At 71.6% G+C, this 25,630-nt stretch carries 25 protein-coding genes and 2 pseudogenes; 9 read left to right on the top strand and 18 right to left on the bottom strand.

Features of this window, described 5'->3' with window-relative positions; translation table 11 throughout:
* Positions 1-123: 123 nt before the first annotated feature.
* On the bottom strand, positions 124-354 hold the full coding sequence (locus OIE51_RS05285; protein WP_326595885.1) for a hypothetical protein: 231 nt from the start codon (positions 352-354) through the stop codon (positions 124-126).
* Positions 355-743: 389 nt separating this feature from the next.
* On the opposite strand from OIE51_RS05285, the gene OIE51_RS05280 reads away from it, so the two are divergent.
* Together OIE51_RS05280 and OIE51_RS05275 are read left to right on the top strand one after the other, a co-directional pair.
* On the top strand, positions 744-1,877 hold the full coding sequence (locus tag OIE51_RS05280) for a cation diffusion facilitator family transporter (protein ID WP_326595884.1): 1,134 nt from the start codon (positions 744-746) through the stop codon (positions 1,875-1,877).
* A 13-nt stretch (positions 1,878-1,890) separates the two neighbouring features.
* Entirely contained in the window at positions 1,891-2,544 is a 654-nt protein-coding gene (locus tag OIE51_RS05275) for a class I SAM-dependent methyltransferase (protein ID WP_326595882.1), read from the top strand.
* A gap of 61 nt (positions 2,545-2,605) precedes the next feature.
* Here OIE51_RS05275 and OIE51_RS05270 read toward each other — a convergent pair whose 3' ends face one another.
* Positions 2,606-2,788, bottom strand: a complete 183-nt coding sequence (locus OIE51_RS05270; RefSeq protein WP_326595880.1) for a hypothetical protein — start codon at positions 2,786-2,788, stop codon at positions 2,606-2,608.
* On the bottom strand, positions 2,785-3,450 hold the full coding sequence (locus OIE51_RS05265) for a class I SAM-dependent methyltransferase (protein ID WP_326595878.1): 666 nt from the start codon (positions 3,448-3,450) through the stop codon (positions 2,785-2,787). The genes OIE51_RS05270 and OIE51_RS05265 overlap by 4 nt, the downstream gene beginning before the upstream one ends.
* 86 nt (positions 3,451-3,536) lie before the next feature.
* Between OIE51_RS05265 and OIE51_RS05260 the strand changes: the two genes are divergently transcribed.
* The gene (locus tag OIE51_RS05260; RefSeq protein ID WP_326595876.1) at positions 3,537-4,175 is read left to right on the top strand and encodes a TetR/AcrR family transcriptional regulator; all 639 of its coding nucleotides are present in this window, start codon (positions 3,537-3,539) and stop codon (positions 4,173-4,175) included.
* Positions 4,176-4,892: 717 nt separating this feature from the next.
* Here the strand turns inward: OIE51_RS05260 and OIE51_RS05255 are convergent.
* The 7 genes from OIE51_RS05255 to OIE51_RS05225 all read right to left on the bottom strand — a co-directional run bounded on the left by OIE51_RS05255 (position 4,893) and on the right by OIE51_RS05225 (position 13,022).
* Positions 4,893-6,413: an amidase gene (locus tag OIE51_RS05255; RefSeq protein ID WP_326595875.1), complete on the bottom strand. Its 1,521-nt coding sequence runs from the start codon at positions 6,411-6,413 to the stop codon at positions 4,893-4,895.
* Between the two features lie 232 nt (positions 6,414-6,645).
* On the bottom strand, positions 6,646-6,993 hold the full coding sequence (locus tag OIE51_RS05250) for a hypothetical protein (RefSeq protein WP_326595874.1): 348 nt from the start codon (positions 6,991-6,993) through the stop codon (positions 6,646-6,648).
* Positions 6,994-7,125: 132 nt separating this feature from the next.
* A complete protein-coding gene (locus OIE51_RS05245) occupies positions 7,126-8,112 on the bottom strand; it encodes a LacI family DNA-binding transcriptional regulator (protein ID WP_326595872.1) in 987 nt (328 codons plus the stop codon).
* 116 nt (positions 8,113-8,228) lie between these two features.
* On the bottom strand, positions 8,229-9,122 hold the full coding sequence (locus OIE51_RS05240) for a carbohydrate ABC transporter permease (protein ID WP_326595871.1): 894 nt from the start codon (positions 9,120-9,122) through the stop codon (positions 8,229-8,231).
* The gene (locus OIE51_RS05235; protein WP_326595870.1) at positions 9,119-10,081 is read right to left on the bottom strand and encodes a carbohydrate ABC transporter permease; all 963 of its coding nucleotides are present in this window, start codon (positions 10,079-10,081) and stop codon (positions 9,119-9,121) included. Before OIE51_RS05235 ends, OIE51_RS05240 begins: the two co-directional genes overlap by 4 nt.
* Positions 10,082-10,149: 68 nt before the next feature.
* A complete protein-coding gene (locus OIE51_RS05230) occupies positions 10,150-11,532 on the bottom strand; it encodes an ABC transporter substrate-binding protein (RefSeq protein WP_326595869.1) in 1,383 nt (460 codons plus the stop codon).
* Positions 11,532-13,022 (bottom strand): GH32 C-terminal domain-containing protein, encoded by a 1,491-nt coding sequence (locus OIE51_RS05225; RefSeq protein WP_326595868.1) that lies wholly within the window; start codon positions 13,020-13,022, stop codon positions 11,532-11,534. The genes OIE51_RS05230 and OIE51_RS05225 overlap by 1 nt, the downstream gene beginning before the upstream one ends.
* 123 nt (positions 13,023-13,145) lie before the next feature.
* On the opposite strand from OIE51_RS05225, the gene OIE51_RS05220 reads away from it, so the two are divergent.
* Positions 13,146-13,397, top strand: a complete 252-nt coding sequence (locus tag OIE51_RS05220; protein ID WP_326600818.1) for a hypothetical protein — start codon at positions 13,146-13,148, stop codon at positions 13,395-13,397.
* Positions 13,398-13,524: 127 nt separating this feature from the next.
* Here OIE51_RS05220 and OIE51_RS05215 read toward each other — a convergent pair.
* A pseudogene (locus OIE51_RS05215) lies at positions 13,525-13,971 on the bottom strand (LysR substrate-binding domain-containing protein); the annotation flags it as partial.
* Here OIE51_RS05215 and OIE51_RS05210 point away from each other — a divergent pair.
* The gene (locus tag OIE51_RS05210; protein WP_326600817.1) at positions 13,889-14,062 is read left to right on the top strand and encodes a hypothetical protein; all 174 of its coding nucleotides are present in this window, start codon (positions 13,889-13,891) and stop codon (positions 14,060-14,062) included. The pseudogene OIE51_RS05215 and the gene OIE51_RS05210 overlap by 83 nt on opposite strands.
* Before the next feature lie 78 nt (positions 14,063-14,140).
* On the opposite strand, the pseudogene OIE51_RS26860 reads toward OIE51_RS05210, so the two are convergent.
* A pseudogene (locus OIE51_RS26860) lies at positions 14,141-14,260 on the bottom strand (helix-turn-helix domain-containing protein); the annotation flags it as partial.
* 360 nt (positions 14,261-14,620) lie between these two features.
* On the opposite strand from OIE51_RS26860, the gene OIE51_RS05205 reads away from it, so the two are divergent.
* Positions 14,621-15,979 (top strand): cation:dicarboxylate symporter family transporter, encoded by a 1,359-nt coding sequence (locus OIE51_RS05205; protein ID WP_326595867.1) that lies wholly within the window; start codon positions 14,621-14,623, stop codon positions 15,977-15,979.
* Between the two features lie 358 nt (positions 15,980-16,337).
* Here the strand turns inward: OIE51_RS05205 and OIE51_RS05200 are convergent, their stop codons facing one another.
* From OIE51_RS05200 to OIE51_RS05180, 5 genes are read right to left on the bottom strand one after another with little or no spacing between them, the layout of a single operon-like run.
* A complete protein-coding gene (locus tag OIE51_RS05200) occupies positions 16,338-17,375 on the bottom strand; it encodes an amidohydrolase family protein (protein WP_326595866.1) in 1,038 nt (345 codons plus the stop codon).
* Complete coding sequence (dmpG, locus tag OIE51_RS05195; RefSeq protein WP_326595865.1) at positions 17,372-18,391, bottom strand: 4-hydroxy-2-oxovalerate aldolase; 1,020 nt, start codon at positions 18,389-18,391, stop codon at positions 17,372-17,374. The genes OIE51_RS05200 and dmpG overlap by 4 nt, the downstream gene beginning before the upstream one ends.
* Positions 18,388-19,347, bottom strand: coding sequence for an acetaldehyde dehydrogenase (acetylating) (locus OIE51_RS05190; protein WP_326595864.1), 960 nt, complete (start codon positions 19,345-19,347; stop codon positions 18,388-18,390). The genes dmpG and OIE51_RS05190 overlap by 4 nt, the downstream gene beginning before the upstream one ends.
* A 13-nt stretch (positions 19,348-19,360) precedes the next feature.
* Positions 19,361-20,149 (bottom strand): 2-keto-4-pentenoate hydratase, encoded by a 789-nt coding sequence (locus OIE51_RS05185; protein ID WP_326595863.1) that lies wholly within the window; start codon positions 20,147-20,149, stop codon positions 19,361-19,363.
* Positions 20,149-20,778: a TetR/AcrR family transcriptional regulator gene (locus OIE51_RS05180; protein ID WP_326595861.1), complete on the bottom strand. Its 630-nt coding sequence runs from the start codon at positions 20,776-20,778 to the stop codon at positions 20,149-20,151. Before OIE51_RS05180 ends, OIE51_RS05185 begins: the two co-directional genes overlap by 1 nt.
* Before the next feature lie 154 nt (positions 20,779-20,932).
* Between OIE51_RS05180 and OIE51_RS05175 the strand changes: the two genes are divergently transcribed.
* From OIE51_RS05175 to OIE51_RS05165, 3 genes are read left to right on the top strand one after another with little or no spacing between them, the layout of a single operon-like run.
* On the top strand, positions 20,933-22,513 hold the full coding sequence (locus OIE51_RS05175; protein WP_442811865.1) for a bifunctional 3-(3-hydroxy-phenyl)propionate/3-hydroxycinnamic acid hydroxylase: 1,581 nt from the start codon (positions 20,933-20,935) through the stop codon (positions 22,511-22,513).
* Between the two features lie 11 nt (positions 22,514-22,524).
* On the top strand, positions 22,525-23,397 hold the full coding sequence (locus OIE51_RS05170) for an alpha/beta fold hydrolase (RefSeq protein WP_326595858.1): 873 nt from the start codon (positions 22,525-22,527) through the stop codon (positions 23,395-23,397).
* Complete coding sequence (locus OIE51_RS05165) at positions 23,394-24,410, top strand: VOC family protein (RefSeq protein WP_326595857.1); 1,017 nt, start codon at positions 23,394-23,396, stop codon at positions 24,408-24,410. Before OIE51_RS05170 ends, OIE51_RS05165 begins: the two co-directional genes overlap by 4 nt.
* Before the next feature lie 320 nt (positions 24,411-24,730).
* Here the strand turns inward: OIE51_RS05165 and OIE51_RS05160 are convergent, their stop codons facing one another.
* Positions 24,731-25,612: a diacylglycerol/lipid kinase family protein gene (locus tag OIE51_RS05160; RefSeq protein WP_326595855.1), complete on the bottom strand. Its 882-nt coding sequence runs from the start codon at positions 25,610-25,612 to the stop codon at positions 24,731-24,733.
* Positions 25,613-25,630 lie beyond the last annotated feature (18 nt).

Raw genomic sequence — 25,630 nt, 5'->3', positions numbered from 1 at the left:
CCAGAAACACCCGGAAACACCCGACGGGCCGGTGCGCCGCACCGGCCCGTCGGCCTGACCGGCGCGATCACCCACAGCATCGAAGCGGACCGCCCGCATTTTCTGAAAGAGCGTCTTGTCCGGTCAGGGGTGTGGGAAAGCCGCCACGACGCAAGCGGCTCTGGCGTCAAGGACACCCCCAGCCCCGATCACTGCGTCTCCGGATGCGGCAACATCCTCCGAACCGACCACCACGCCGCCCAACTCCGCGACCGTGCGGACGTCCTGGACAGACGCGCCGTCCACACCCCGCAGCCGATCGGCGACCGCCTGCGGGAGAACGCCGACAGACTCCGCGTCTATGCCGACCAGCACGCCGGCACCCGACTGACTCTTCAGGAGAGCGCATGACCCCGGCCCTCGACGAGCGCGAGCGTATCCGCGCCGCGATGGACCGGATCGGCGGCCCGACGAGACCTGTACTCCCCACGGCCACGGCGCCGGTTCAGGCGTCACTCGAAGGTGTCCGGACAAGGAGATCCACGGCCGGTTCGAGCTGCATATGAACCCCGTCTCGACCTTGACGTGGCTGACGCCTGAGGACCGAGCCCGACCCGCGGACCGGGCAGCCGGCGCTTTGACGCTGCTGGGTCGGCGGCGATCTCCCAGTGACTCACGGGGGGCACTTGCGATTGCGTCGCACCTGGTCAGGGGGTGTATGACGGCTGTGGCCGCAATCGAATGGGTGTGCCACCGTGTGGGTCATGAAGGGGAATGGGCACACCCACGGACACAGCGACCATGGAGACCACCACCACGACGTTCACGGCTCGGGGCAGGGCCACGGCGGGCACGGCCACGGGCGTTCGCGGCTGGCGCGGCTGTGGCACCGGCTGGCGCATCTGGTGACGCCGCACAGCCACGAGGCGGCGGACAAGGTCGACGCGGCGATGGAGACCTCGCGGGAGGGGATGCGGACGCTGTGGATATCGCTGGCCGTGCTGGGGGCGACCACGGTGGTGCAGGCGGTGATCGTGGCGCTGTCGGGGTCGGTGGCGCTGCTGGGCGACACCATCCACAACGCCGGTGACGCGCTGACGGCCGTGCCGCTGGGGGTGGCGTTCGTGCTGGGGCGGCGGGCGGCGAACCGCCGCTACACCTACGGCTACGGCCGGGCCGAGGACCTGGCGGGCATCGCGATCGTGGTGACGATCACGGCATCGGCGGCCCTGGCCGCCTTCACGGCAGTCGACCGGCTGCTGAACCCTCAGGATGTCACCCACCTGTGGGCGGTATCCGCCGCAGCGTTGGTGGGGTTCACCGGGAACGAGTGGGTGGCCCGGTACCGCATCCGCACCGGCCGGCGGATCGGGTCGGCGGCGCTGGTCGCCGACGGGCTCCACGCCCGCACCGACGGCTTCACCTCCCTGGCCGTTCTCTTCGGTGCCGGCGGCGTGGCGCTGGGCTGGCGGTGGGCGGACCCGGTCGTGGGGCTGCTGATCACCGTGGCGATCCTGTTCGTGCTCAAGGACGCCGCCGGTGAGGTCTACCGGCGGCTGATGGACAGCGTCGACCCGGCCCTGGTCGAGGCCGCCGAGGCCGCGCTGCGGGGCGTGGACGGCGTGCAGGGTGTGGGGCAGGTGCGGATGCGGTGGATCGGCCACGCCCTGCGCGCGGAGGCCGACATCGTCGTCCCGGCGGACCTGACCGTCGTCCAGGCCCACCGGCTGGCGGTTGCCGCCGAGCACGCCCTGATCCATGCGGTGCCGAGACTGACGGCCGCGACCGTCCACACCGATCACGCCCCGCACGGGGCCGATCCGCACGCCGAACTCGCCCACCACACCCGTCCCGTGCACCGCCCGGCCGTGGCTGCCGGTGCTGCCGGTGCCCGCTGAGCAGGATCAGAGCATGACGGATCCCGCCTTCATCTCCGCCTACTGGGACGCCGCCGCCGAGGGCTTCGACGATGAACCCGACCACGGCCTGCGGAATGCCGAGACCCGCGCCGCCTGGTCGCGGCTGCTGGCCTGTTGGATGCCGTCGGCCCCGGCGGACGTGCTCGACGTCGGCTGCGGCACCGGCTCCCTCTCCGAGCTGCTGGCCGAGGCCGGTCACCGGGTGACCGGCGTGGACCTGGCCCCGCGGATGGTCGAGCAGGCGCAGGCGAAACTCGCCGCCGTCGGTCTGCCGGGCCGTTTCCTGGTCGGGGATGCCGTCGCTCCGCCCACCGGCGAGGAGCGGTTCGATGTCCTGCTCTCCCGCCATCTGGTGTGGACGCTGCCCGATCCGCTGGCAGCCCTGGCCGAGTGGACCGGGCGGCTGCGGCTCGGCGGCACCCTAATCCTGGTCGAGGGCCGCTGGCGGGAGGCCGGAGGGGCCGGGGCGCCCTACGTTGCCGGTGCCGAGACCCTGCCCTGGCACCACGGCGTCGCGGCCGAGGAGCTGGCCGCCGCCGTGCGTCCGCTGGTGGACCAGGTGCGCATCGAACGGCTCAGCGACAATGCCGTCCTGTGGGGTGGGGCGGTGACCGACGAACGCTACGCCCTGATCGCCCGGATCTGACAGGCCGCTCCCGCCCGCGTGAGCTTGTGGCCGCGCGGGCGGGGGTGGAGCAGGAGATCGTTCAGCTGGGGCGGTGGCGCAGCCACCAGTAGCCCAGCGCCGCGGCGGCGCCGTGCGCGGCGAGAGCGGCGGCGGCCAGGACGAGCCCGGCCGAACTTCCCCGCCACACGTGCCAGGCCACTCCGGCGAGGACCGGCACGAGGGTCAGATGGCGCAGGACGCCCCGGGACGGGCGGCGGTTCACCGGCTCGCCGCCGCGGCCGGCCTGGCCGCCCGCACCCAGTGCAGGAATGGGCGCATATCCCCCGAGGTGCATGCGCCGAAGCCGGCGCCGCGGACCATGGGCGTCATCAGGTCGACCGGGTTGTCCCGCATGGCCGGGCCGGCCGTCGCGCCGACCAGGCGCCGGGCCGCCCGCCCCCGGGGCGGGCGGAAGTCGGCGAGCAGCAGCCGCCCGCCCGGACGCAGCACTCGGAACATCTCCGCAAGCGCCCGCTCGCGCCGGTCTTCGGGGATGTGGTGGAACGCGAGGCTGGAGACCACCAGGTCAACCGACCCGTCCGCGCAGGGCAGTTCTTCCGCCAGGCCCTGGGTGAAGGTGCAGCCGTCCTGCCGGACGTGACGCCGGGCGTAGTCGATCATCGCCGCAGCGGGGTCGATGCCGGTCACCGTCCCGCCCGGGGCCACGGCATGGGCCAGCAGGCCGACGAGATAGCCGGTGCCGCAGCCGATATCGAGCGCCCGCTCGCCAGGCCGGGCGCCGCTCAGTTCCACCAGCCGCCCGTACAGCCGCCGGCGCCGCCCGGCGAACACCACCGCGGACAGGGCTTCGTACGCGCGGGCCCGTCCGATCGCGCCGGGCGCCGAGGGATCGTTCGGGCCGTGCAGGAGATGCCTGAGATCCATCCCCACTCCTAACTTAGTGACGACTAAGAACAACGATAGCTTAGTCGCCACTAAGTTGCTGGGCGGGGCGGGCTACCCTGAACGGCGTGAGTTCCTCCCCGCCGCCGACCCGCCCGGAACAGCCGCCGCGCCGCAAGCGCCTGACCGCCCCCGAGCGGCGCGCATCAATCCTTCAGGCCGCCACCGAGGTCTTCACCGAGACCGGCTACCTGCGGGGCAGGACCTCCCTCATCGCCGCCCGCGCCGGGGTGAGCGAACCGGTGATCTTCAACAACTTCGGTACCAAGCCCGCCCTGTACGCGGCCGTACTGGAAAGCGCTGTGGCATCCGTGTGCCACACGCTGGGCGAAGCGGCCCGCGGCGGGGAGAGCGTGCCGCAGGTGCTCGCGCGGTTCCTGGAACCGGCCCACGTCGAACGCTTCCACCGCCCCGGTGCCCCCGGCTTCCTGTTCGCCGACGCCTCAGCCCTGACCTCCGACCCCGAGGTCGGCGACGCGGCCCGCGAGAGCCTGCGCCGCTTCGCCGCCGAACTGGCCGCCCTGCTGCGCCAGGGCCAGCGGGCAGGCGGCATCCGTGCCGGGATCAACGCCGAGGCCGCCGCCTGGTGGCTGCTGTCCATGCTGGCCACCCGGACCTTCCGCGCCAGCGCCATGCCCGAGGCAGGCGGTCTGGAAGCCGAGCTGACCGCCATGACCCTGGCCACCCTCGCCCCGGCCGACACCTAACATCCTCCCGGGCACCCGCCCGGAAACCCCCAGCCGCCAGCAGCCCCGCCCGGAATCCTGTTGCACCGGTGCCGAAAGCGGCCGTTCCAACGGTTGTGCCCCGGCCGCGCGGTCGCGGCCCGGGCACAACGCAGACGGGGCTACCGTCGGAGCTCCTTCTTGGACCCGAACGCGGACCGTGGCAATAACGTGACCGTTAATGATCAGGGTCGGGTGTGTGGCCGCACGTCGCGGCCCCAGCGACGAGCTTCGCCGAGCGCAGGCCGTCGCATGAGAAGTTCCCTCCTCCTCAGGCCCGGCCCCAGGGACCGGTGTCCTCGGTGATCCACCGGGGGTTTGTGGCCCGCGCCGTCGTAGTGGTTGGTCTTGTTGCCGCTGGTGGATCATGTGCCGCCGCTGTTGGTTTCCTCGGTCCAGGAGCGGAATCCGGGAGGGCGGGATCGAGTTGCCAGGTCTGGCGTTTGGTGCCGGCGGTCTGCATGGCTCCGAAGAGAACTCCTCGCGGCCGCCGCTCGCGTTGCACTGCTGATCCGCGGGGACCGGGGCCGGCGGCGGGCGCTTGCCCGCGGCAGCCGTCCGACGTGCGCGCCGACGAGGACGAGGCGTGCCCGCGGGCTGTCCAGCTCCGCAGCCGTTCGGGAGAACTCCAGCTCCTGTAGGCGTAGCGGGCCACCACGGCGAGCGCGGCGAGCGCGCCCGCCCGCCCGCGAGATGGCGTCAGCTCGTCAGCTCCGGAGCGACTCGGTGCCTGGTGGCCTTCTCGTACGAGGCGGCCAGGCTGATCAGCAGGGGCTCGGTGAAGGGGCGGCCGAGGAATTCGAGGCCGGTCGGGAGGCCGGCGTCGCCGCCGTAGCCCATGGGGACGCTGATCGCCGGGAAGCCGGTGTTCTCGCTGAGCCGCGTGAACACCCCGCCCTGCTCGACGCCGATCTTGGCGGGGAACTTCATGGCGCTGGCGTAGCTGATGGCGTCCAGCTCATGGATGGCCATCTGCCCGTACACCCAGTCTTGAAGCGCGGTACGCGCCGAGAGGATCTGCTGGTATTGCAGGTCGGTGCCCAGGGAGGCCGGATCGACCTGGATCTCGCGGTCGAACGCCTCCTTGGCGTAAGAGGAGTACGCGCCGGAGTCGTACAGCTCACGGAAGGTGCTGACCGGTGCGGTGCCGTGCTGGGACGCGAGGTAGGCGTCGACGTCCCGGGCGGACTCCTTGGTGATGGTGGAGCCGGCGCCGAGCAAGCCCCGGTCGGGGCCGGGGAGTTCGACGATGGTGGCCTTGAGTTCGACCAGGTCGGCCATCGCGTCGTCGAGCAGCTGCACGATGCTGGGATCGTTCCGGCCGAAGAGGGCCAGGCCGGTTCGGATGACTCCGATGCGGAGGTGGGTCAGTCTGCGCGGCTTGGCGAAGGAGACATAGCCGTCCTGCGGTGTCCGGTCGAAGCCGCGCGCCGTCACCGAGTCAGCGGGGTCGAAGCCGGCCATCAGGTCGAGGCCCGCCGCTGCGTCGGCCACCGTTCGTGCCATGGGGCCGAGGGTGTCCTGCGTCAGGCCGCGCGGCATCGCTCCGTCTCGGCTGACCAGGCCGATCGTCGGGCGGAGGGTGACGATGCTCGTGAAGGCTGCGGGGATGCGCAACGAACCGCCGGCGTCCGAGCCGATGGCCAGCGGCACATAGCCGGAGGCGACGGCCGAGGCGCAGCCGCCGGAGGAGCCGCCGACGCTGTAGTCCGTGCCGTACGGGTTGGGCATGGCGCCGGTGAGGGAGCTGATGCCGTAGACGGCGGCGGCGAAGTCGTCGAGGTTGGCCTTGGCGACGATGATGGCGCCGGCGTCCCTGAGCTTTTTGACGACCGTGGCGTCGTTTTCCGGGTAGAAGTCCGCGAACAGCTGCGAGCCGCCGGTCGTGGGCAACGATGCGGTGTCGATGGTGTCCTTGATGATGACGGGCACGCCGTGGGCGGCGCGCAGCCGACCGGTCGTCGCGAACTCCTCGTCCAGCTCCTCGGCGAGGGAGAGAGCCTCGGGGTTGACGGTGATGACCGCGTTGAGCTGGGGACCGGCCTGGTCCAGCGCCTCGATCCGGGAGAGGACGGCGCGGATCACCTCGGCGCAGGTGGTCCGGTGCTGTTCGAGGTCCTCACGCAGGAGTTGGAGGGTGAGTTCGTCAACGGCGGTCGCTCCGCTCGTCGTTGCCGCGGTGGCTGCCGTAGCGGTGTGCGCGGATGGCGCCTGGGCCAACGCTTCCGGCTGCCCGAGGACGGCCGCGGCGGCGGTCAGGCCGCCAAGCGCCAGAAATCTTCGTCGGTCAGGGCCGCCCGAAGGGGAGTAGCCGGAAGGGGAGTCGCCGGATTCTTGGTCGTCGGATCCGGGAGAGGACGGACGGTGGCTGTGCAAGGGAGCTCTCCTGCCAGGAGTCACAAAGATGGGCTGAAAGCTAAGTGCGCCGCGTTACGCATGGTGCCGTCGCTGATCACAGTGGTATGTCCGGGACTCTGGGACGTGGGGGGTTGTACGAGGCGGTGGCCGGGTTAAAAGGACTCGACGAGACCGATCGCCGCCCCAACTCCTGGCTGGTCTCCAGCAGTCGGTCGACGACCGTGGCGGCGTAGGCGTTCATCGCCTGCTGGAGGGTGCCGCGGCCGCGGTGCGGCAGCATGGTGTGGGAGAGGATCTGCCGGACGGCACGGTAGTGCGGGCCGTCGGCGCCGAGCACCGCACCAAGCAGCGACCCGGCGGCCGGGTTCAGCCCGGCACCGCTCTGAGCGGCAAAGGCGCCACCGTCCTTGAGCGCCGCGCGGATTCCGGCGTGCCGGGCCACCACCCACTGCCGCAACGGGTGGGGAAAGCACTAGCAGAGAGTCCACAGTTTCTTGGCCGGTTCCTTGGCGCAAAGGAGCACGAGCGCCCAGTTGTCGGCGTGACGGAAGACATTCTGTCGGTCCGTCTGATTTCACACGGAGTGCCGGGGGATCGCCGGGCAGGGGATCAGGGTGCGGGTGGGTGCCGGGGCGGGTGGGGTGAGGGCCTGGGTGAGGAGCCAGGTGAGGCTGCGGTGGCCGAGTTCATAGTGCGGGAGGGCGACCGTGGAGAGGGCGGGGCGGAGGTGGGCGGCGATGATCTCCTGGTTGTCGAAGCCGACCACCGCCATATCGTCGGGGACGCGGACGCCCTCCTCGCGCAGCGCGTCGTAAAGCCCCATCGCCACCCGGTCGTTGTAGCAGAACACGGCGGTCGGGCGCAGTGTGAGGCGTAGCAGGCGGTGGCCGACGTCGTAACCGGCCTCCTGGTCGGGGTGTGAGACGGTGAGCACCAGGTCCGGCCGGTAGCGGATGCCGTGGGCGCGCAGCGCGGCGCGGTAGCCGCGCAGGCGGCCGGCGGAAGCGGGCGATGGCTCGCTGTGATTGATGAACGCCACGCGGCGGTGGCCGGCCGCGAGCAGCAGCTCGGCGGCCGACCGGCCGCCGCCCTCCTCGTCCGGGACGAACGACTGGACCTCATCGCCGTCGGTGTAGCAGTTGGCCAGGACCAGCGGAACGCCGCTGAGCCCGGCCGGGTGCCGCACCAGCCGGTGGTACCAGGTGGAGTAGACGACCCCGCGTACCTGGTGGTCCAGCATCATGCTGGTCGCCTCCCGGGCGGCCGCCGGGTCGGACTCGGTGTTGGCGATCAGCAGCACGTGGTGGTGGGCCCGGGCGGCGTCCTGCGCACCTCGGATCAGCTCTCCGGCGAACGGGGTGGTGGCCACCGAGTCGGTGATCAGCCCGATGAACGACGTCCTGGCCTTGCTGAGGTTGCGCGCCATCGCGTTGGGCCGGTAGCCCAGCTCGGCGGCCACCGCGAGGACGTGGTGCCGGGTGGCCTCGGAGACCTTGGTGGTCTCCTTGGCGTTGATCGCGAACGACGCGGTGGCGATGGAGACCCCCGCCCGGTCGGCCACCTCCTGCATGGTGACGCGACCGGTGCGCTTTCGAGGAGCCCGTCCCACTGGCCACCTCCGTGAACGCGTCTGCCTCGCCGCCGCGATGATACGCCGCGGGTGCCGCCGCGCCCCGCTCAGGACCGGCCGCCGGACTCCAGTCCGCGCACCACGATCCGGTTGAAGACGAGGAACGCCAGCAGCAGCGGAGTCACGGTTACCGAGACGGCCGCGAAGGTGGCGGTCCAGTCCGTGGATCCCATGGCGCCGAGGTAGCTCTGCAGCCCGAGCGGCACCGTCTTCCTCTCCTCGCTCAGGATGAACGTGTTGGCGAAGATGAAGTCGTTCCAGATGAAGATGGAGTTGACGAAGACGACGGTGACGATGGTGGAGGCGGACATCGGCGCGGTGATCCGCAGGAACAGCCGGTAGGGGCCGCAGCCGTCCAGCGCGGCGGCCTCGTACGTCTCCTTCGGCACGTAGCCGTAGAAGGATATGAAGAGGAAGACCGACATCGGCAGGGCGAAGCCGGCCAGCGGCAGGATCATCGACAGGTGGGTGTCGAGCAGGCCGATATTGGCGTAGTTGATGAACAGCGGCACGAGCGCCACCTGCACCGGGACCACGATGCCGCCGAGGAAGAACGCCAGCACGGCCCGGCTGAGCCGGAAGCCGAGCACCTGGATCGCGTAGGCGCCCATCATGCCCAGCACGACGATCAGCACGTTGGACGCGACGGTGACGATGGCGCTGTTGAGCAGGAAGCGCGGGATGTCGCCCTGTTCAAAGGCCCGGGAGAAGTTGTCGAGGGTGACGTCGGTGGGCGGCGCGAAGGCGTTGTCGGAGGCGAACGACTCGGCCGGGCGCAGGCTGGTGGAGACGATCCAGAAGAATGGATACACCTGGAGCAGCAGCACCAGGACGACCAGGACGCGGGAGAGCAGCCGGGCGCGGGTGGCGTTGGCGTGGGAGACGGGCCGGCGGGACGCCGGGCGCGGCCCTCGCCGGGGGAGCAGGGTGGTGGCGGTCATACCAGGGCCTCGTTCTTCCGCCGGAGCAGGGTGAGGATGACGGCGACCGCGACCAGGCACTGGAGCACGATGAAGACCGAGATCGCGCTCGAGTAGCCGTAGTCGGTGCTGGTGAAGGCCGTCTTGTACATGTAGGTGGTCAGCAGCTCGGAGGAGACGCCGGGGCCGCCGTTGGTCAGCAGATAGGGGACGTCGAAGCCGCGCAGCCCGTAGGTGACGGCCATGATCAGGGTGGTGGCGAGCACCGGGCGCAGGTGCGGCAGCCGGATCCGGAAGAGGATCCGGGTCTCCGACGCGCCGTCCAGGCGGGCGGCCTCCTCGATCTCGCGCGGGACGGTGAGCAGCCCGGCGAGCAGGATGACGACGTACAGGCCCATGAACCGCCAGCCTTCCGGCAGCGAGACGGCGGTCAGCGCGGTGTCGACGTCGGACAGCCAGGGCCGGGTCCAGCCGTCCAGCCCGACGGCGCCGAGGAGTTGGTTGAGCAGACCCTCCGGCTCGAAGGAGTAGACGCGCTGGAAGAGGAGGGCGATGGCCACGGTGGAGAGCACGGCGGGCAGCAGGTAGAGGGTCTTGAGGAGGTTTCGGCCCCGGCGCAGGTAGGTCAGGGCGTTGGCGATCAGCAGCGCGCCGCCGATCTGGATGACGAGGTTGATGGCCAGGTAGCCGAAGGAGTGGAGGAAGGCGGCCCGGAAGGTGCTGTCCGATGTCAGCAGGTCGTGGTAGTTCTCCAGGCCGACGAACTCCAGATCGGTGATGCCGTCCCAGCGGAAGAAGCTGAGGAAGAGCGATTCGGCGATCGGGAAGGCGACGGTCGCCACGTACAGCAGCAGCGGGGGCAGGAGGAACACCAGCACGGCCTTGCCGTGGCTGCCGGGCAGCACCGAAGGCGGGCGGGGGCGGCGGGATTTCGAGGAGGTGTGCCGCCGGGTACGGCGGCGGGGGACGACTTCGCTCACGGCGTGCCTCATTCGGACGGTGCGGTAACGATGCTGCGGGTTCTGCGGGTTTGTGTGGCGGGCGGCCGTTATTCGGGGAAGTAGCGGGGCGCGTTGGTCCGGATGGCGTCGTCCACGCTCTCCTGGAACGCCTCCGGGCTCATGTCCCCCTGGGCCAGCAGCGTCAGGTTCTGCTGGACGACGGTGTTGGTGGACGGATCGAGCATGGTGTCCCACGGCTTGGCGGTCTGGTCACCGAGCCGGTCGGCCTCGGCGAGCACCTGTTCGTACAGCGGAGTGGCGTTCTCGGGCACGGGCGTCTCGACGCCCTCGGTCGGGGAGAGCTGGCCGAGGGACGCGTAGACGGCCGGGTAGTGCTCGAGCAGGTAGCGGACGAAGTCCTTCACCAGCGGGTCGAGGGTGTCGGCGTTGACGGCCATGCCGATGCCCGAGCTGACGACGTAGTCATCGGGTCCGGTGGCCCCCGGGGCGTCGGCGGTGGGCAGGGCGAAGTAGTCGAGGTTGTCGCGCAGGGCGTCGGGAACGGCGTCGGTGGCGAGGTTGCCCAGCTCCCAGGTGCCGATGTTGAGCATGGCCGCCCGGCCGCTGCCGAACAGGTCCATGGCATCGGTGTAGCCCGCCGAGGAGAAGCCCTCGGCGAAGCAGCCGGCGTCGCCGAGCCCGGCGATGAACTCGGCCGCCGCCCGCCCCGCCGGGTCGGACATGGCCGCGTCACCGCTCTTGAGCCGGCCGGCGAAGTCGTTGCCGGTCAGCCGGAAGGGGTAGTACGACAGGTAACGCTCCAGCGGCCAGCCGTCCCTGCCGTCCAGCGCGATCGGCACGTACCCGGCCTCCCGCAGCGCCGGGCAGGAGTCGGTGAACTCGTCCAGCGTGCGCGGCGGGGAGATCCCGGCCTCGGCGAAGGCGTCCTCGTTGTACCAGAAGTACTCCATGGCGAACTCAAGCGGCAGGGTGTAGAGCCCGCCGTCGTCGAACCGCTGGTAATCCAGGGCGAGCGGCCGGAAGTCGTCCGTGGTGCCGAACTCGTCCAGCAGGTTCCCGATGTCCACCAGCCGGTCCTGGTCGCGGAGCTTGGCCGCGAACGGGGTCGGGTCGGTGTCGAACAGCTCCGGCAACTCCCTGGCGGCGGCCAGCGTCATCACCTTCTGGAGGTAGGCGGGCCGGTCCGGGGTGGAGACGATATTCAGGCGGAAGCCGGGGTGCTCCTCGGCGTAGGCGTCGGCGACCTGCCGCACGGCCTGGATGACCGGGCCGTCCGCGGGCCGGGAGTTGAGCCAGGTGATCTCGCGCGGTTCGATCCCGCCGGAGACCTCGCCGCGCACGGCCGCCGGATCACCCGCCGTGGCGCACGCCGTGACGCCGGTCAGCAGCAGCGCGATCAGGGCCGGAACGAGCCTTCTCGCCGGTCCGCTCCACAGGCTTCTCCGCGGTCCCTTCCCCGGGCGACTCATCACGCCGCTCCGTTCTGGCGGGTGCGGACGCTGACGTCCGTGAACTCCGCCGATCCGTCGCCCACGAACAGCCCCAGACATCCGGTACGGCGGTCGTACATCCGGAAGCTCATCGCGACGGCCCCGTCCAGATAGGCGACGGCGGCCGAGTCGTCGATCAGCACCGTCAGCTCGTGCGGCACGTCCGGGTCCAGCGCGGCCGGGCGTTCCAGCTCCAGGGCGTGCGGCACGTCGCCGGCGATATGCCACTGCTGCGGCCCCGGGGCGGTGCGCGGCCAGCGGTCGAACACGAGTCGGCCGCGGGTGGGCTCCAGGCGCACGAAGTAACCCTCGTCGAGGTCCTCGGCGCCGCGCAGGATCAGCCCGCATTCCCGGGTTCCGGGCGCGAACCGCACGGTGGCGGTGACCAGGCACCGGGGCGGGAGCTCGCCGAGGCGGAGCGTGGCGGGCGCGTCGGCGGTCTCGACGGCGGCGTCGGCGCCTTCGCCGGTCAGCCGCCAGTCGCCGGTGACGGGGGTGCCGGGCGCCTCGGGGACCCCGGCGCCGAACGCCTCCCGCACGGTGGCGGGGAGCCGGACGTCCAGGGTGCCGTCCGGGCGGGCGGTCAGCTCGTGCACCGCCAGGTCCCCGGCCCACTCCCAGGCACCGTCGTCGCGCAGACCGAGCCGGGTCGGGATCCAGCCGAAGGCGTAACGCCGCCCGTCGTCGCCGGCGGCGGTCTTGGCGGCGTAGTACGCCCGGCCGTCCAGCGTGTCGTCGGCCGGCGCGCGCCACGGGCCTTCCGGCCCGTCGCCCACCCGGTACCGGACGGTGAACTTCTCGGAGAACTCGGAGTAGACGAGGTACCAGCGGCCGTCCAGCTCGAACAGGTCCGGGCACTCGTGCGTGAGGAACCGCGCGGGCGCGGAGAACGGCTCGGTGACCGTCCATCGGCTCAGGTCCGGCGACACCGCCCGCGCGACGCAGCCGCGCCGCCGCTCCGGGCCGGACTTCGTGCGGGCGGCGAGGAGCATGGTGTATCCCTCGCCGCCCGGGGTCGGATAGACGAACGGGTCGCGCCAGTCGGCCGGTTCATGCCGGTCGCCGGGTGCGTAGAACGTGTCCGCCGGGATCTTCCGCCAGGTCAGCAGGTCGGAGCTGACCGCGTGCATCACCGCCTGGAGCGGCTGCCCGGTCTCCTTGTCGCGGAACGCCGGGTTGTAGCCCGTGTAGAACAGATGGTGCTCGCCGGCCGCCTCGATCACGCACCCGGTATACGCGTGCAGGTCCTGATCCTCCGGCCCGCCGTGCCGCAGCACCTCCCCCGCGTAGTCGTAGGTCACGAAGTCGCGGGTCCGGGCGAGGTGCCAGGACATCCCGGCGTCGTACCGGCCACTGCGGGTCTCATGCAGGTAGAACAGCCAGAACTCGCCCCGCCAGTGGTAGGGGATGACGTCCCCGACCCAGCCTTCGGGCGGCCGGAAGAAGACAGGGGTGGTGTGTGCGGTCACGTTGCAACTCCAAGCAAAGCGCTTAGCCTGTGATGACGGGCACGTTATAGAGCGGCGTCCTGAAGGTAAAGCCCCTCGCATCGACGACTTCCCCTCGCGCCCACCCGGTCACCTGCCGTATCCATGGCGGTCCGGGCGTGGCGGCTACAGCCCGTAGCGCCTGGCCGATTCCTCTTCCTGCGCGAGCCGGTCGGTGCCATCTCCTTCCACTGCGAGGACATCACCGGTACCAGCTACGAGTCCGGCTCCCAGGCCACCATCGGTGTGGAGAACGAGACCGGTACGGTCGCGTTCGAGTACTCCGCCAACACCGCCGGTGTGCTGTCCGACGGCCTGGCCGTCGACTTCCGCACCACCGGACAGCGGATGTGGTGAGCGGCGACGGCATCGGCCGTGCGTCACCGACCGACCCGGCGGACGCGACCTGACGCAGCGATGTCGAGGCGTGGTGGGCGAACCGCCGGATGTCGGGTGTGGCGTGCTTCCGCGACCAGACCGCGCGCAACGGCAGGCGCGGCCCGTCGGTCAGACGGATGCTGACAGTCCCCTCGGGGGTGCCGGCGCCGTTCTCCGGAGGGACGGTGAGAGCCACTGCCTGTCCGAGGCGGACCACGGCCAGCATCCGCAGGCCGTCGCTGACTTGGGGACCCCGACGGGCGGGCGGCCCGTCGGGCCACAGGCTCGGGTCGAGCAGCGGTGCGTCCGGGCCCAGCCAGTCGACCAGCGTCTCATCGGCGAGGTCGGCCACCGTCACCGTCTCCTCATCCGCGAGCCGGTGTCGGCTGCCCACCAGGACGCAGCGGTGCTCGCGGCGCAGCAGGATGCCGTCCAGGCCGGGGTCGGTGAGGGCCCCGCACCACAGCGCGATGTCGGCCTGCCCCACGCGCAGCCGGGTGAGCTGGTCGTCGAGGGTGCCGACGGCGGCGCTGGCCCGGCGGGGCGGGCCCACGCCGTTGTACGACCGGACCAGCGTGTCCAGCGGGTACGCGTCGCACCCCGGGCTGGTCACCGTCAGTGGGGTCTGCGACGCGGCCGACTGACGTACCCGGGAGACCGTGTTGGCGGCTTGAGCCGGCAAGGTCCTGCCCTCGTCCAGCATGACCTGTCCCCGCGGTGGTGAGCACGAGGCCCTGCGGAGGCCGTTCCAGCAGGGCGGCGCCCACGGACTTCTCCAGAGCCTTGATCGCACGGGACGGTGCCGGCTGTGCGGGTCCGGCAGAGCGGAGCGGCCGTGCAATTCATCACGCGGCGGGCGCCGCCCTCCTCCCGTCACCGCCGGTACGCCGGGTGCGGGTCCGTGAAGAAGCCCTCGTCCAACACGTCCGCCGTCATCGCGCCCTCCCTCGCACGCCGCCCCAACAGGGCCGTTACGAAAGGGAAGTTCGACACTCGGCCAGCCCAGGCCGCCTGTCGGCGGAGGGGCGTCCTCCTGCTCACGGCGTGAGTACGGCCGATAGGTCTTGTGGCGCCGGATGAGCGGATGGCGCCGGGCGAAACGCCCGCGTCATGCTCCCGTTTCACACGCGGAACGCACCTGGGTGACGATATGCGGAATCTCCCCTCCGCTTGACGGAATAATTCCGCCTTGAAGGATTCGCATGCACAGAAGTACCGCTCTGCTGCGCTCCCCGTTCGCGCACGTCATCATCGCCGTCCTCCTCGGCATCGCCACCGGCGTCGTCTGGCCGGACACCGCCGACACGTTCAAGCTGCTCGGTGACGGCTTCCTGCGCCTCATCAAGATGGTCATCTCGCCTCTTGTCTTCTGTGTCGTGGTGATGGGCATAGCCAAGGCCGGCGACCTCAGGTCGGTCGGCCGCATCGGCGTCAAGGCGCTCATCTGGTTCGAGCTCGTCACCACGGTCGCGCTGCTGCTCGGCCTGGTCGTCGGCAACGTCGTGCGCCCCGGGGCCGGCTTCGCCGGCGGGGACCCCGTGCTGGACGCCAGCGCCGTGGACGAGGCCACCGCCGGGAACCACCTGCCCGGTGTCTCCGGCTTCATCATGGAGATCATCCCCGTGAGCGCCGTGGGCGCGTTCGCGGAGAACAGCCTCCTCCAGGTCCTGCTGCTCGCCGTGCTGTGCGGCACCGCGCTGCTGCACCTGGGACGGAACCGGGTACCGCAGGTCTTCTCACTGATCGACCAGGCCAACGAGGTCATCTTCAAGCTCATCGGCTACGTGATGCGGCTCGCGCCCATCGCCGCCTTCGGCTCGGCCGCGTACCTCATCGGTCAGTACGGGCTCGACGCGCTCTCCTCCTACGGCAAGCTGATCGCCGCCTGTTACGGCGCCGGCCTCGCGTTCATCCTGCTGCTGGGCGTGCTGCTGCGGGTGTTCACCGGAGTGAGCCTGTGGCGGTGGATGGTCTTCATCCGCGCCGAGCTGTCCCTGGCTGTGGCCACCGCGTCCAGCGAGTCCGTGATGCCCCAGCTCATGCGGAAGCTGCGGGCCGCCGGGTGCGCCCCCGCGCCGACCGGCCTGGTGCTGCCGACCGGCTACTCGTTCAACCTGGACGGCGCCTCCATCTACCTCTCGCTGGCCATCCTCTTCATGGCCCAGGCGGTCGGCGTCGATCTCAGCATCGGCCAGCAGATCACCGTGGTCCTGGTGCTGATGCTCAGCTCCAAGGGCATGGCGGGCATCCCCGGCTCGGCCCTGCTCGCGCTGTCCGCGACGGTCACCGCGCTGGACGTGCTCCCGGTGGGCGTGGTCGCGCTGATGCTGGGCGCGGACCGCCTGATGGACACGATGCGCGTCGTGACCAACCTCCTGGGCAACTGTGTGGCCACCTTCGTCGTCGCCCGGTGGGAGGGCATGCTCGACACCGAGCGCGCCCAGAAGGTGCTCTCCGGCCAGATCGAGCCCGAGTTCGACGACCTGGACGACCTGGACGACGCGGACACGGACGGCGACGGCACCCGGACGCCCCCGGCCGAGGCGGTCCCCGCTCACTGATCGCCCCCTCGGCGCCCCAACCGGCCGCCTCCCCCGTTCCCGTGCGGGGGAGGCGGCCATCCGCCGTGCGCGCGGGGGCCAGATTCCCGGAGAAGGTGTGCGCGCGAGGGGGTTTCCGGGGGAACACGCGGGCCACACCGCCGATCCCTCTGGTGTCAGGGGTGGATCAGGGGGCACCCGGAGCTACCCTCGCTCGGTGCTCGGTGCTCGGTGCTCGGTGCTCGGTGCTCGGTGCTCGGTGCTCGGTGCTCGGTGCTCGGTGCTCGGCGCGCCCGGTGGGCGACAGCCTGCCCGGTGTTCTCGATTCCCGTGGTTCCGGCGGGGGCGAGGGGGCATCAGGGGCGTGCCTCTCGCCGGCTCAGGGTTGGACGAGTCGAAACGCGAGGCGGGCGGCGGCCCGCTTGGCGGACTGACGCAGTCGTCGGGAAACCGGTCGGGCCGGCTGCGGCGCGGGGGTGGCGGCCAGGCGGGGGAAGAGGATTTCGGCGTTGGCGCGGTTGACGGCGGTCAGGGTGTCGGGGCTGACGTGGGTGTCGAGGCCGGTGGCGAAGTACTGGCCGGCGGGCGTCGGGGCGAAGGGCCAGTCGCTGCCGAACAGGACGTGGCCGGGACGCGCGAAGGCGAGGAGGGTGGGCAGGGCGGCGGGGGAGGATGACAGGGCGGTGTCGAAGAAGAAGGCGCGGAAGTCGTCCATGACATCCAGGGGGCTGCGGCCCGATTCGCCTGCGATCGCGAGGGCCATGCGGTGGGAGGCGTAGGGCACGACGCCGCCGGCGTGGCTGAGGATGAACCGGATGCCGGGGAAGCGGCGCACGATGCCGTTGCGGACGAGGAGGTACGCGGCCCGGGTGGTGTCGAGGAGGAAGTCGACGACGAACGGCGGGATGCCGTCCACCACGGGTGCGGGCAGGGCGGCCGGGTGGACGAAGACCACGGCGCCCCGGTCGTCGAGGGCCCGCCACAGCTCCTCCTGGCCGCCGCTGCCCAGGTAGATGCCTCGGTGGTTGGCCAGCAGGGTGACTCCGTCGGCCCTCAGCTCGTCAAGGGCCCGCTCCGCCTCGGTCGCGGACGCGGCGGCGTCGGGCATCGGCAGGGTGGCGAAGAATCCGAAGCGGCCGGGGTGGCCGTCGGCCAGGGCGGCGGAGTGATCGTTGAGCCGCCTGGCCAGGGCGGCTGCCTCGGCCGGGTCGGTGAGGAAGCCGGTGCCGGGAGTGGAGACGGACACGATCGCTGTGGCGGTGCCGAGCAGCTCCATCAGCGCAAGTGCTCCCTCGGGGCTCCAGTCGGGCAGCGGGCGACCGCCCACCTCGGCGATCCGGGCCTTGGCGAGGAGGTCGCGGTAGAAGGACGGAAGGATGTGCTGGTGGACGTCGACCCGCCGGGCCGCGGCGGTCATGAGGCCGTCTCCTGGCCGTTGAGCAGGTCGAGAGCCACGTCGGTGAGCATGTCTTCCTGGCCGCCGACCATGCCGCGCCTGCCGACCTCGACGAGCAGGCTGCGGGCGTCGATGCCGTAGCGGGCCGAGGCGGCCTCGGCGTGGCGGAGGAAGCTTGAGTACACGCCGGAGTAACCGAGGGTGAGGGTTTCCCGGTCGACCTGGACGGGGCGGTCCTGCAGCGGTCGAACGAGGTCGTCGGCGGCGTCCTGCAGGGCGAACAGGTCGCGGTCCGGGGCCCAGCCCAGGCGCTGCGCGGCGGCGACGAACACCTCAAGCGGTGCGTTGCCCGCACCGGCGCCCATCCCGGCCAGGGAGGCGTCCACCCGGTTCGCGCCGTGCTCGACCGCGACCAGCGAGTTGGCCACGCCCAGGGAGAGGTTGTGGTGGGCGTGGATGCCGATCTCGGTGTCCGGGGCGAGGGCCTGGCGCAGCGCTTCGACCCGTTCGGCGACGTCCCGCGTCAGCAGCGCGCCGCCGGAGTCGACGACGTAGACGCAGGTGGCGCCGTATTCCTCCATCCGCTTGGCCTGTCGGGCGAGGTTCGCCGGGTCGGTCATGTGGCTCATCATCAGGAAGCCGACGGTGTCCATGTCCAGGGCGCGGGCGGCGGCGATGTGCTGGGCGGAGATGTCGGCCTCGGTGCAGTGGGTGGCCACGCGGACGACCGTCGCGCCGGCGGCGTGGGCCTCACGCAGGTCGTGGACGCTGCCGATGCCGGGCAGCAGCAGGGTCGCGACCCTGGCCCGGGTGATGGCGGTGGCGACGGCCTCGATCCACTCCAGGTCGGTGTGCGCGCCGAAGCCGTACACGCAGGAGGAGCCGGCCAGGCCATCGCCGTGGGCGACCTCGATGGAGTCCACCCCTGCCGCGTCCAGGGCGGTGGCGATGGCGACGGCCTGGTCGACCGTGTACTGGTGGCGGATGGCGTGCATGCCGTCGCGCAGGGTGACGTCGCTGATGTGGAGGCGGCTCATCGGGCGGCTCCGGAGGTGATCTGTGCGTGCTGGGCGATGCGCTCGGCGGCGGCGACGGCCGCGGAGGTCATGATGTCGAGGTTGCCGGCGTAGGCGGGCAGATAGTCGGCGGCGCCGGTCACTTCGAGGAGAACGGTCACCTTGGTCCCGGTGAACTTGCCGGTAGTGGGGATGTGCAACGGGTTGTCCGGGCCGTAGGTGTCGAACTGCACCTGCTGCTTGAGCCGGTAGCCGGGCACGTAGGAACGGACCCTGTCGGCCATGGCCAGGACGCTGTTCTCGATGGCCGCGTGGTCGCAGTCGCCCTCGACCAGGCAGTACACGGTGTTACGCATCAGCAGCGGCGGCTCGGCCGGGTTGAGGATGATCACGGCCTTGCCGCGGCGGGCGCCGGCGACCTCGCGCAGCGCCCGGGAGGTCGTCTCGGTGAACTCGTCGATATTGGCGCGGGTGCCGGGTCCGGCCGATAGCGCGGCGATGGAGGAGACGATCTCCGCGTAGGCGACGGGGGCGACCTGGGCGACGGCCGCGGCGATGGGGACGGTGGCCTGCCCGCCGCAGGTGACCATGTTCAAGTTCGGGGCGTCGAGGTGGGCGTCGAGGTTGATCACGGGCACGCAGTACGGGCCGACCGCGGCCGGGGTGAGGTCGAGGACCCGGACGCCGGTGGGCTCCAGCTTCGCCCAGTTCGCCCGGTGGGCGGTGGCCGAGGTGGCGTCGAACACCACCCTGATGTCCGCGAACCCGGGCAGGGCCAGGAGCCCGTCGACGCCGTCGGCCGTGGTGGCGACGCCCAGCCGGCGGGCGCGGGCCAGTCCGTCGGAGGCGGGGTCGATGCCGACCATCGCACCCATCGTCAGCGCGCCGGAACCGCGCGAGATCTTCATCATCAGGTCGGTGCCGATGTTGCCGGAGCCGATGACGGCGACCGGCCACGGTGCGGGAGCGGGGGGCATGAGAGCGGTCCTCCTAGGTGAAGGTCAGCGACACCGGGCCGAGGGCGCTGAAGCGCGCCTCGATCCTCTGGCCGGCTGTGACGAACGGAGCGGTGGTCATGGCGCCGGGCAGCACCAGGTGCCCCGGCGCCAGCGCGGTGCCGAAGGAGCCGAGCGTGTTGGCCAGCCAGGCGACGGCGGCGGCCGGGTGGCCCAGCACCGCGGCGCCGCTGCCCGCCGCGACGCGTGCGCCGTCGAGGAGCAGGTCGACGACGATGGTGCCGAGATCGGGCACGGTGTCCAGGGGCGTCCAGGCGCCGTGGACCAGGCCGGCGGAGCTGGCGTTGTCGGCGACCGTGTCGACCAGGGTGATCTTCCAGTCGCGGACCCGGCTGTCGACGATCTCCAGGGCGGGCGCCACCGCTTCGGTGGCCTCCAGGACGTCCCGGGCGGTGACCCCGGGGCCGCGCAGGGGCCGGGCGAGGCGGAAGCAGATCTCCGGCTCGACGCGCGGACAGCAGTAGCGGGTGGCGGAAACGGTGCCGCCGTCGCGGTGGACCATGTCGTCCAGCAGGTGACCGAAGTCGGGCTCGTCCACACCGAGGAGCTTCTGCATCGCCACGGCGGTGAGGCCGACCTTGTGGCCGACGACGACTGATTTCGTGGCCAGCCGGCGCGCGACGTTGGCCCGCTGGATGGCGTAGGCGTCGGCCAGGTCCAGGCCCGGCAGCAGGTCGGACAGCGGCTCCACCGGCACGGCGTGCCGCTCGGCCTCGCGCAGCAGCCGGGCGGCCCTTTCGCGCTCTTCGGCGGTCAGGGCCATCACGCGCTCCCGGGGGCCATGCGCAGGGCCGCGTCGTGGATCAGCCGTGCGTGCAGTTCGAACATCGCCACCAGGTCGATGTCGTCGCCGGTGATCTCCCGCTGGACGAACAGGCCGTCGGCGCCGGCGATGGCGTAGGTGGTGAGGGTGCGCACGGCGTCCTCGTCGAGGTCCGGCATCAGGGTCCGGAAGCTGTCGCTGATCCTCTGCCGGGCGATCTCGCGGACCTGGAGGAACACCGTCCGGCCGCGGGGCTCCTGGGGGCGCCGCTCCAGGGCGAGCATGAGGCCCAGGCGCAGGAAGTCGGGGGCGTCGATCAGGGACCTGGCCACTCCGGTGGCCACGGCGGTGACGCGCTCCAGCAGCGTGCCCGTCTCCTCCCCCGGGAGCTCGACGGCCGCGAGCCAGGTCTCGAAGCTGCGCTCGATGACCGCGGCGATCAGGTCGTCCTTGTCCTTGAAGTGCCAGTAGATCGAGCTGGCGGGCAGCCCGCACGTGGCGCTGACCGCCGCGATGGAGGTGCCCTCGTACCCGCGCTCGCCGGAGATCTCCACGGCGGCGTCGAGGATGCGCTGCCGGGACTCCACCCCGTTCGAGCGCTTTCTGCGCTCCGTCCGCGGCCTGGTCATCCGATCGCGCCCCTTCCTGCTCGTTCCGGTTCGGTGCTCGTTCCGGTTCCTGCTCGTTCCGGCCCACTTGACCGTCTCCGGCGCCCACCTTACCGTAGCGATCGATACAATTGGAGCGAACGCTACAGCAATGGGAAGACGGCAGCGAGGCGGCATGGTGAGCGAAGACAGTGCCTACGACGTGGCGGTGATCGGCTACGGACCCACGGGCGTCACCGCCGCGAACCTGCTGGGGGCGATGGGCCTGCGGGTCGTCGTCGTGGAACGCGACACCGAGGTCTTCTCCCGGGCCCGGGCGATCTCCACGGACGAGGAGGTCGTGCGGATCTGGCAGCGCGTCGGCCTGGCCGAGCGGCTCAAGCGGGACATGCTGACCGAGCGGCCCATCGACTTCGTCGACGCGCGCGGCCGGTCCTTCATCAGCGCGCACCCCACCCGCCGCGGGCACGGCCACCCGCCGCAGATGTTCATCTACCAGCCGGCGCTGGAGCAGGTCCTGCGCGACGGGGTCACCCGCTACCCGAACGTCGAGGTGCTGCTGCGGCACGACTGCCTGCGGCTGCGCCAGGACGCCGACGGCGTCGAGCTGACGGTGTTCCGCACCGCCGAGGACACGGTCCACCGCCTGCGCGCCTCGTACGTCATCGCTGCCGACGGCGGCTCCAGCCTCACCCGGGCGCAGCTGAACATCGGCTACGAGGGCCGCACCTACGAAGACCGCTGGGTCGTCATCGACACCGAGATGCTCAAGCCCTGGCCGGGCCACGACCGGCTGCGCTTCCACTGCGACCCGGCCCGGCCCGCCGTGGACTGCCCCACCCCGCTGGGCCACCACCGCTGGGAATTCCCCATCCTGCCGGGCGACGACGAGAAGAGCCTGACCACCGACGAGGCGGTGTACCGGCTGGTGGCGCGGTACGGGATCAGTAAGGACAGCATCAAGATCCTGCGGGCCACCGTCTACAGCCACCACGTGCGTTTCGCCGCCCGCTTCCGGATGGGCCGGGTCTTCCTGGCCGGCGACGCCGCGCACGCCATGCCGCCGTGGATCGGTCAGGGCATGGCCGCCGGGGTGCGCGACGTGGCCAACCTGTGCTGGAAGCTCGACGCCGTGCTGCGCGGCGAGCTGCCGGAGACGGTGCTCGACAGCTACGAGGCCGAGCGCAAGCCGCACGTCAAGGAGGTCACCAGGCGGGCGGTGTTCGTCGGGCGGATCATCACCGAACGGCGGCGGTGGGTGTCGGCGGTCCGGGACTCCGCGCTGCGCGCCCTCGACCGGATCCCCGGCTTCAACGCCCGGCTGCAGGACGCCAGCTGGATCCCCGTCGCCCACTACTCCGCCGGATTTCAGGCCCGCCCGCGTACCGGGGCCGCCGGGCGCCAGGTGCCCCAGCCCTTCGTGATCCGGCCCGACGGGGAACGCGTGCGGCTGGACGACGCGCTCGGCCGCCGCTGGCTGCTCCTGCACGCCGCGTCGAGCACCCCCCAGCCCGCATGGAACCGCCTGGCCGTCCCCTCGCTCACCATCTCGCCCCCGGGATCGCCGCCGGCCAAGGGCACGCTCGTCGACAGCGACGGCGTCCTGCTGCCCTGGCTGGCCGAGCACCGCACGGCCAGCCTCGCCCTGCGACCGGACGCCTACGTCTACGCCGCCGCGCCCAGCGGCGCCCAACTCCCGCCGCCGCCGGAAGGGTTCGTCCCGGCACCGCACCCGACCACCACGACAGCCCCGTGAGGACCGAGACGATGACGACGCACACCGCACCGCCGACGATGCGCGAATCGCTGTACGACATCGACGGAAAGAAGGTCTTCGTCGCCGAGACCGGGGACGGCCCGCCCGTGCTGCTCCTGCACGGTGGCGGTCCTGGAGCCTCCGGCGCCTCCAACTACTCCCGCAACATCAGGGAGTTGGCCAAGAAGCACCGGGTCATCGTGCCCGACCTGCCCGGCTACGGTCGCAGCGGCAAGGGCGTCGACGGTGGTGATCCGTTCGGGTACCTCGCCGACCATATCCGCGGCCTGCTCGACCGGCTCGGCCTGGACAAGGCGCACCTGGTCGGCAACTCCTACGGCGGCGCCTGCGCCCTGCGCCTGGCCCTGGACACCCCCGAACGGGTCGACCGCATGGTCCTCATGGGTCCCGGCGGCATCGGCACCACCCGCGCGCTGCCGACACGCGGCCTCAACAGCCTGCTGAACTACTACGCGGGCAGCGGGCCCTCGCGGGAGAAGCTGGAGAAGTTCATCCGTCAGTACCTCGTCTTCAACGCCGCCGACATCCCCGACGCGGTCATCGACGAGCGCTACGCGGCGAGTATCGACCCCGAGGTCGTCGCCTCCCCGCCGCTGCGCCGCCCCTCCGGCCCGAACGCCCCGCGCACCCTCTGGAGGATGGACTTCACCCGCGACAAGCGCCTGGCCCGCCTGCCCGTGCCCACCCTGGTGCTGTGGGGCGCCCAGGACAAGGTCAACCGTCCCAGCGGCGGCCGGATGCTGGCCGACCGCCTGCCCAACGGCGACCTGTACGTGGTCGCCAACACCGGCCACTGGGTGCAGTTCGAACGCGCCGAGCTCTTCAACCGCCTCTGCGCCGACTTCCTGGCAGGCCGCCGATGACCACCACTGCCGCCCTCCCGTCCGTCTTCGGCGCCGTCCACCTCGGCTACATCGTCATCGAGACCAACCGCTTCACCGACTGGCACCGCTTCGGCACCGACGCCATCGGCATGCACCACGACGCCCTCGACAGCGGCGTCACGCGCTTCCGCCTCGACGACCAGGAGTGCCGCTTCCTGCTCCGGCGCGGCCCCGCCGAGGACGTCGTCGCCACCGGCTGGCACATCGACGACCACGCCGCCTTCGAACAGATCGAGGCCCGCATCCGCGCCCACGGCGTCCCCCTCGTCCCGGGCTCCGCCGAGGACGCGGCCCTGCGCGGCGTCGAACGCCTGCTGCGCTTCCCCGGCCCCAAGGGCATCACCCAGGAGATCTACACCACGCCCCGCACCGCGCCCGATCCGCTGCGGATGCGCGCCTCCGGCTTCGTGACCGGCGAGGCCGGCCTGGGCCACATCGCCCTGACCTCCAGCAAGCCGACGCGGGTCCGCGGCTACTTCAACACGGTCTTCGACGCCCGCCTGACCGACTACATCGACGAGACCATCAGCGGCGTCAAGCTCAAGATCCGCTTCCTGCGCGTCAACGAACGCCACCACTCCATCGCCGTCGCCGCCACCCGCGGCCTGCCCCTGGACCCCATCCGCACCCGCGTCCAGCACCTCAACATCCAGGCCGCCACCCTCGACGACCTCGCCCAGAGCTACCAGCGCGTGGGGGAACTCGGCTTCGACATGGCCCTGTCCGTCGGACAGCACACCAACGACAAGGAACTCTCCTACTACGCCCGCACCCCCTCCGGCTTCGAATGGGAGGTCGGCTGGAACCCCCTCACCATCGACGAGACGACCTGGCGGCCCACCACTCACCAGGGCATCAGCATCTGGGGCCACACCCCCGTCGGCCAGACCATCGTCGACAAACTCGACCAGTTCCGCCGCGGCGCCCGCTCCCTCACCCGCCGCGAGGACACCGTCCCCGCCCTCAGCGGCACCGGCATCCCCGACGACTGACCCCGGAGCATGTCCCGGTCCTCGCCGAAGAAAGGGGTACCGCCGCACTCATATCCGCCTTCCTTGTGGGGACCGGTGGGGACCGGTGGGGACCGCTGGGGACCGGTGGGGACCGCTGGGGACCGGTGGGGACCGGGAACGCCGGCCACCGGGCGCGGCGCGGGTCGTTTCGGCCGACCGTCGCCGAACTCGGTGGCGAAGCCGAAGCCTTCACTCCGTTGCGTTGTCGCTGACTGTTGGGGCACGGAGCAGAGTGTGGTCGCCGTCGGGGGGCGTCAACCGCCGGACCGCGATGCTCGCGAAACCCCATATGTGGCGTCTCAGTACAGGATGTTGAGCGCCCCGGGCAGGACCCGGGCGGTGACCGGCACCGTCGCGTTCACCTCGCCGTCGGCGCCGTAGGGCACCGGGCGGTCCGCCTCGATCCGTATCTCCCGGCCGCGCAGCACCGCCACCTGCGGGCGGTTGACGTGGGCGCCGGTCTTGAGGTCGTTCATCGTGGTGAAGAACCGCAGTCTGGACGCCTCCTGGAGCACCACCACGTCCAGCAGCCCGTCGTCCACCCTGGCCCCCGGTGCGATCCTCCGGCCGAAGCCGTAGAACGCCGAGTTGGCCGCCACCACGGAGTAGCCGCGGAAGGCGTGCTCCCGGCCGTCCACGGTGACGCGGAACGCCGTCACCCGCCAGCCGAGCACGGCGCGCAGACCGCCGGCGTAGTAGGAGGCGGCGCCGCGCAGCAGCCGGGTCTCGTTGGCGTAGCGGTTGGCCAGCGCGTCCACGCCCGCGTAGACGCTGCCCAGCACGGCCGTGCGCGGGTGGACGGCCGACTCCACTTCGATGGCGTCGACCGGCCGCGGCTCGCCGCGCAGCAGCACCTCGGCCAGCGCGGCCGTCTCCGTGGGCAGGCCGAGGGCGCGGGCGAAGTCGTTGCCCCGGCCCGCCGGGACCAGGCCGAGCACCGCCCCGGTGCCGGCCAGCGTGCCACCGACCAGGCCGACCATCCCGTCGCCGCCCACGGCGAGCACCGTGCGCTTGCGGTCGGCGGCCTCCCGGGTCAGCCGCCGGGCGTGCTCAAGGCCACGGCTGTACTCCACGTCGAGACGGGCGCCGGCCGCGCGCAGCTCCCGGGCCAGCGGCACCAGCACGGCCGCGCCCACGGCGCCGCCCGCGGCGGGATTGACGACGGCGGTGAACTCTCGCATGGGCGTGGCCTCTTCGGG

The sequence above is a fragment of the Streptomyces sp. NBC_01803 genome, from assembly GCF_035917415.1.
GTDB lineage: Bacteria > Actinomycetota > Actinomycetes > Streptomycetales > Streptomycetaceae > Streptomyces.
This window is presented reverse-complemented; position numbering and strand designations above follow the sequence as displayed.

Coding starts and splice junctions, on each gene's coding strand:
- OIE51_RS05280 (WP_326595884.1), top strand. CDS start 744: ATGAAGGGGAATGGGCACACCCACGGACACAGCGACCATGGAGACCAC.
- OIE51_RS05275 (WP_326595882.1), top strand. CDS start 1,891: ATGACGGATCCCGCCTTCATCTCCGCCTACTGGGACGCCGCCGCCGAG.
- OIE51_RS05265 (WP_326595878.1), bottom strand. CDS start 3,450: ATGGATCTCAGGCATCTCCTGCACGGCCCGAACGATCCCTCGGCGCCC.
- OIE51_RS05240 (WP_326595871.1), bottom strand. CDS start 9,122: ATGACCGCCACCACCCTGCTCCCCCGGCGAGGGCCGCGCCCGGCGTCC.
- OIE51_RS05230 (WP_326595869.1), bottom strand. CDS start 11,532: ATGAGTCGCCCGGGGAAGGGACCGCGGAGAAGCCTGTGGAGCGGACCG.
- OIE51_RS05220 (WP_326600818.1), top strand. CDS start 13,146: ATGGCGGTCCGGGCGTGGCGGCTACAGCCCGTAGCGCCTGGCCGATTC.
- OIE51_RS05210 (WP_326600817.1), top strand. CDS start 13,889: ATGTCGGCCTGCCCCACGCGCAGCCGGGTGAGCTGGTCGTCGAGGGTG.
- OIE51_RS05205 (WP_326595867.1), top strand. CDS start 14,621: ATGCACAGAAGTACCGCTCTGCTGCGCTCCCCGTTCGCGCACGTCATC.
- OIE51_RS05200 (WP_326595866.1), bottom strand. CDS start 17,375: ATGACCGCCGCGGCCCGGCGGGTCGACGTCCACCAGCACATCCTTCCG.
- dmpG (WP_326595865.1), bottom strand. CDS start 18,391: ATGAGCCGCCTCCACATCAGCGACGTCACCCTGCGCGACGGCATGCAC.
- OIE51_RS05190 (WP_326595864.1), bottom strand. CDS start 19,347: ATGCCCCCCGCTCCCGCACCGTGGCCGGTCGCCGTCATCGGCTCCGGC.
- OIE51_RS05185 (WP_326595863.1), bottom strand. CDS start 20,149: ATGGCCCTGACCGCCGAAGAGCGCGAAAGGGCCGCCCGGCTGCTGCGC.
- OIE51_RS05180 (WP_326595861.1), bottom strand. CDS start 20,778: ATGACCAGGCCGCGGACGGAGCGCAGAAAGCGCTCGAACGGGGTGGAG.
- OIE51_RS05175 (WP_442811865.1), top strand. CDS start 20,933: ATGGTGAGCGAAGACAGTGCCTACGACGTGGCGGTGATCGGCTACGGA.
- OIE51_RS05170 (WP_326595858.1), top strand. CDS start 22,525: ATGACGACGCACACCGCACCGCCGACGATGCGCGAATCGCTGTACGAC.
- OIE51_RS05165 (WP_326595857.1), top strand. CDS start 23,394: ATGACCACCACTGCCGCCCTCCCGTCCGTCTTCGGCGCCGTCCACCTC.
- OIE51_RS05160 (WP_326595855.1), bottom strand. CDS start 25,612: ATGCGAGAGTTCACCGCCGTCGTCAATCCCGCCGCGGGCGGCGCCGTG.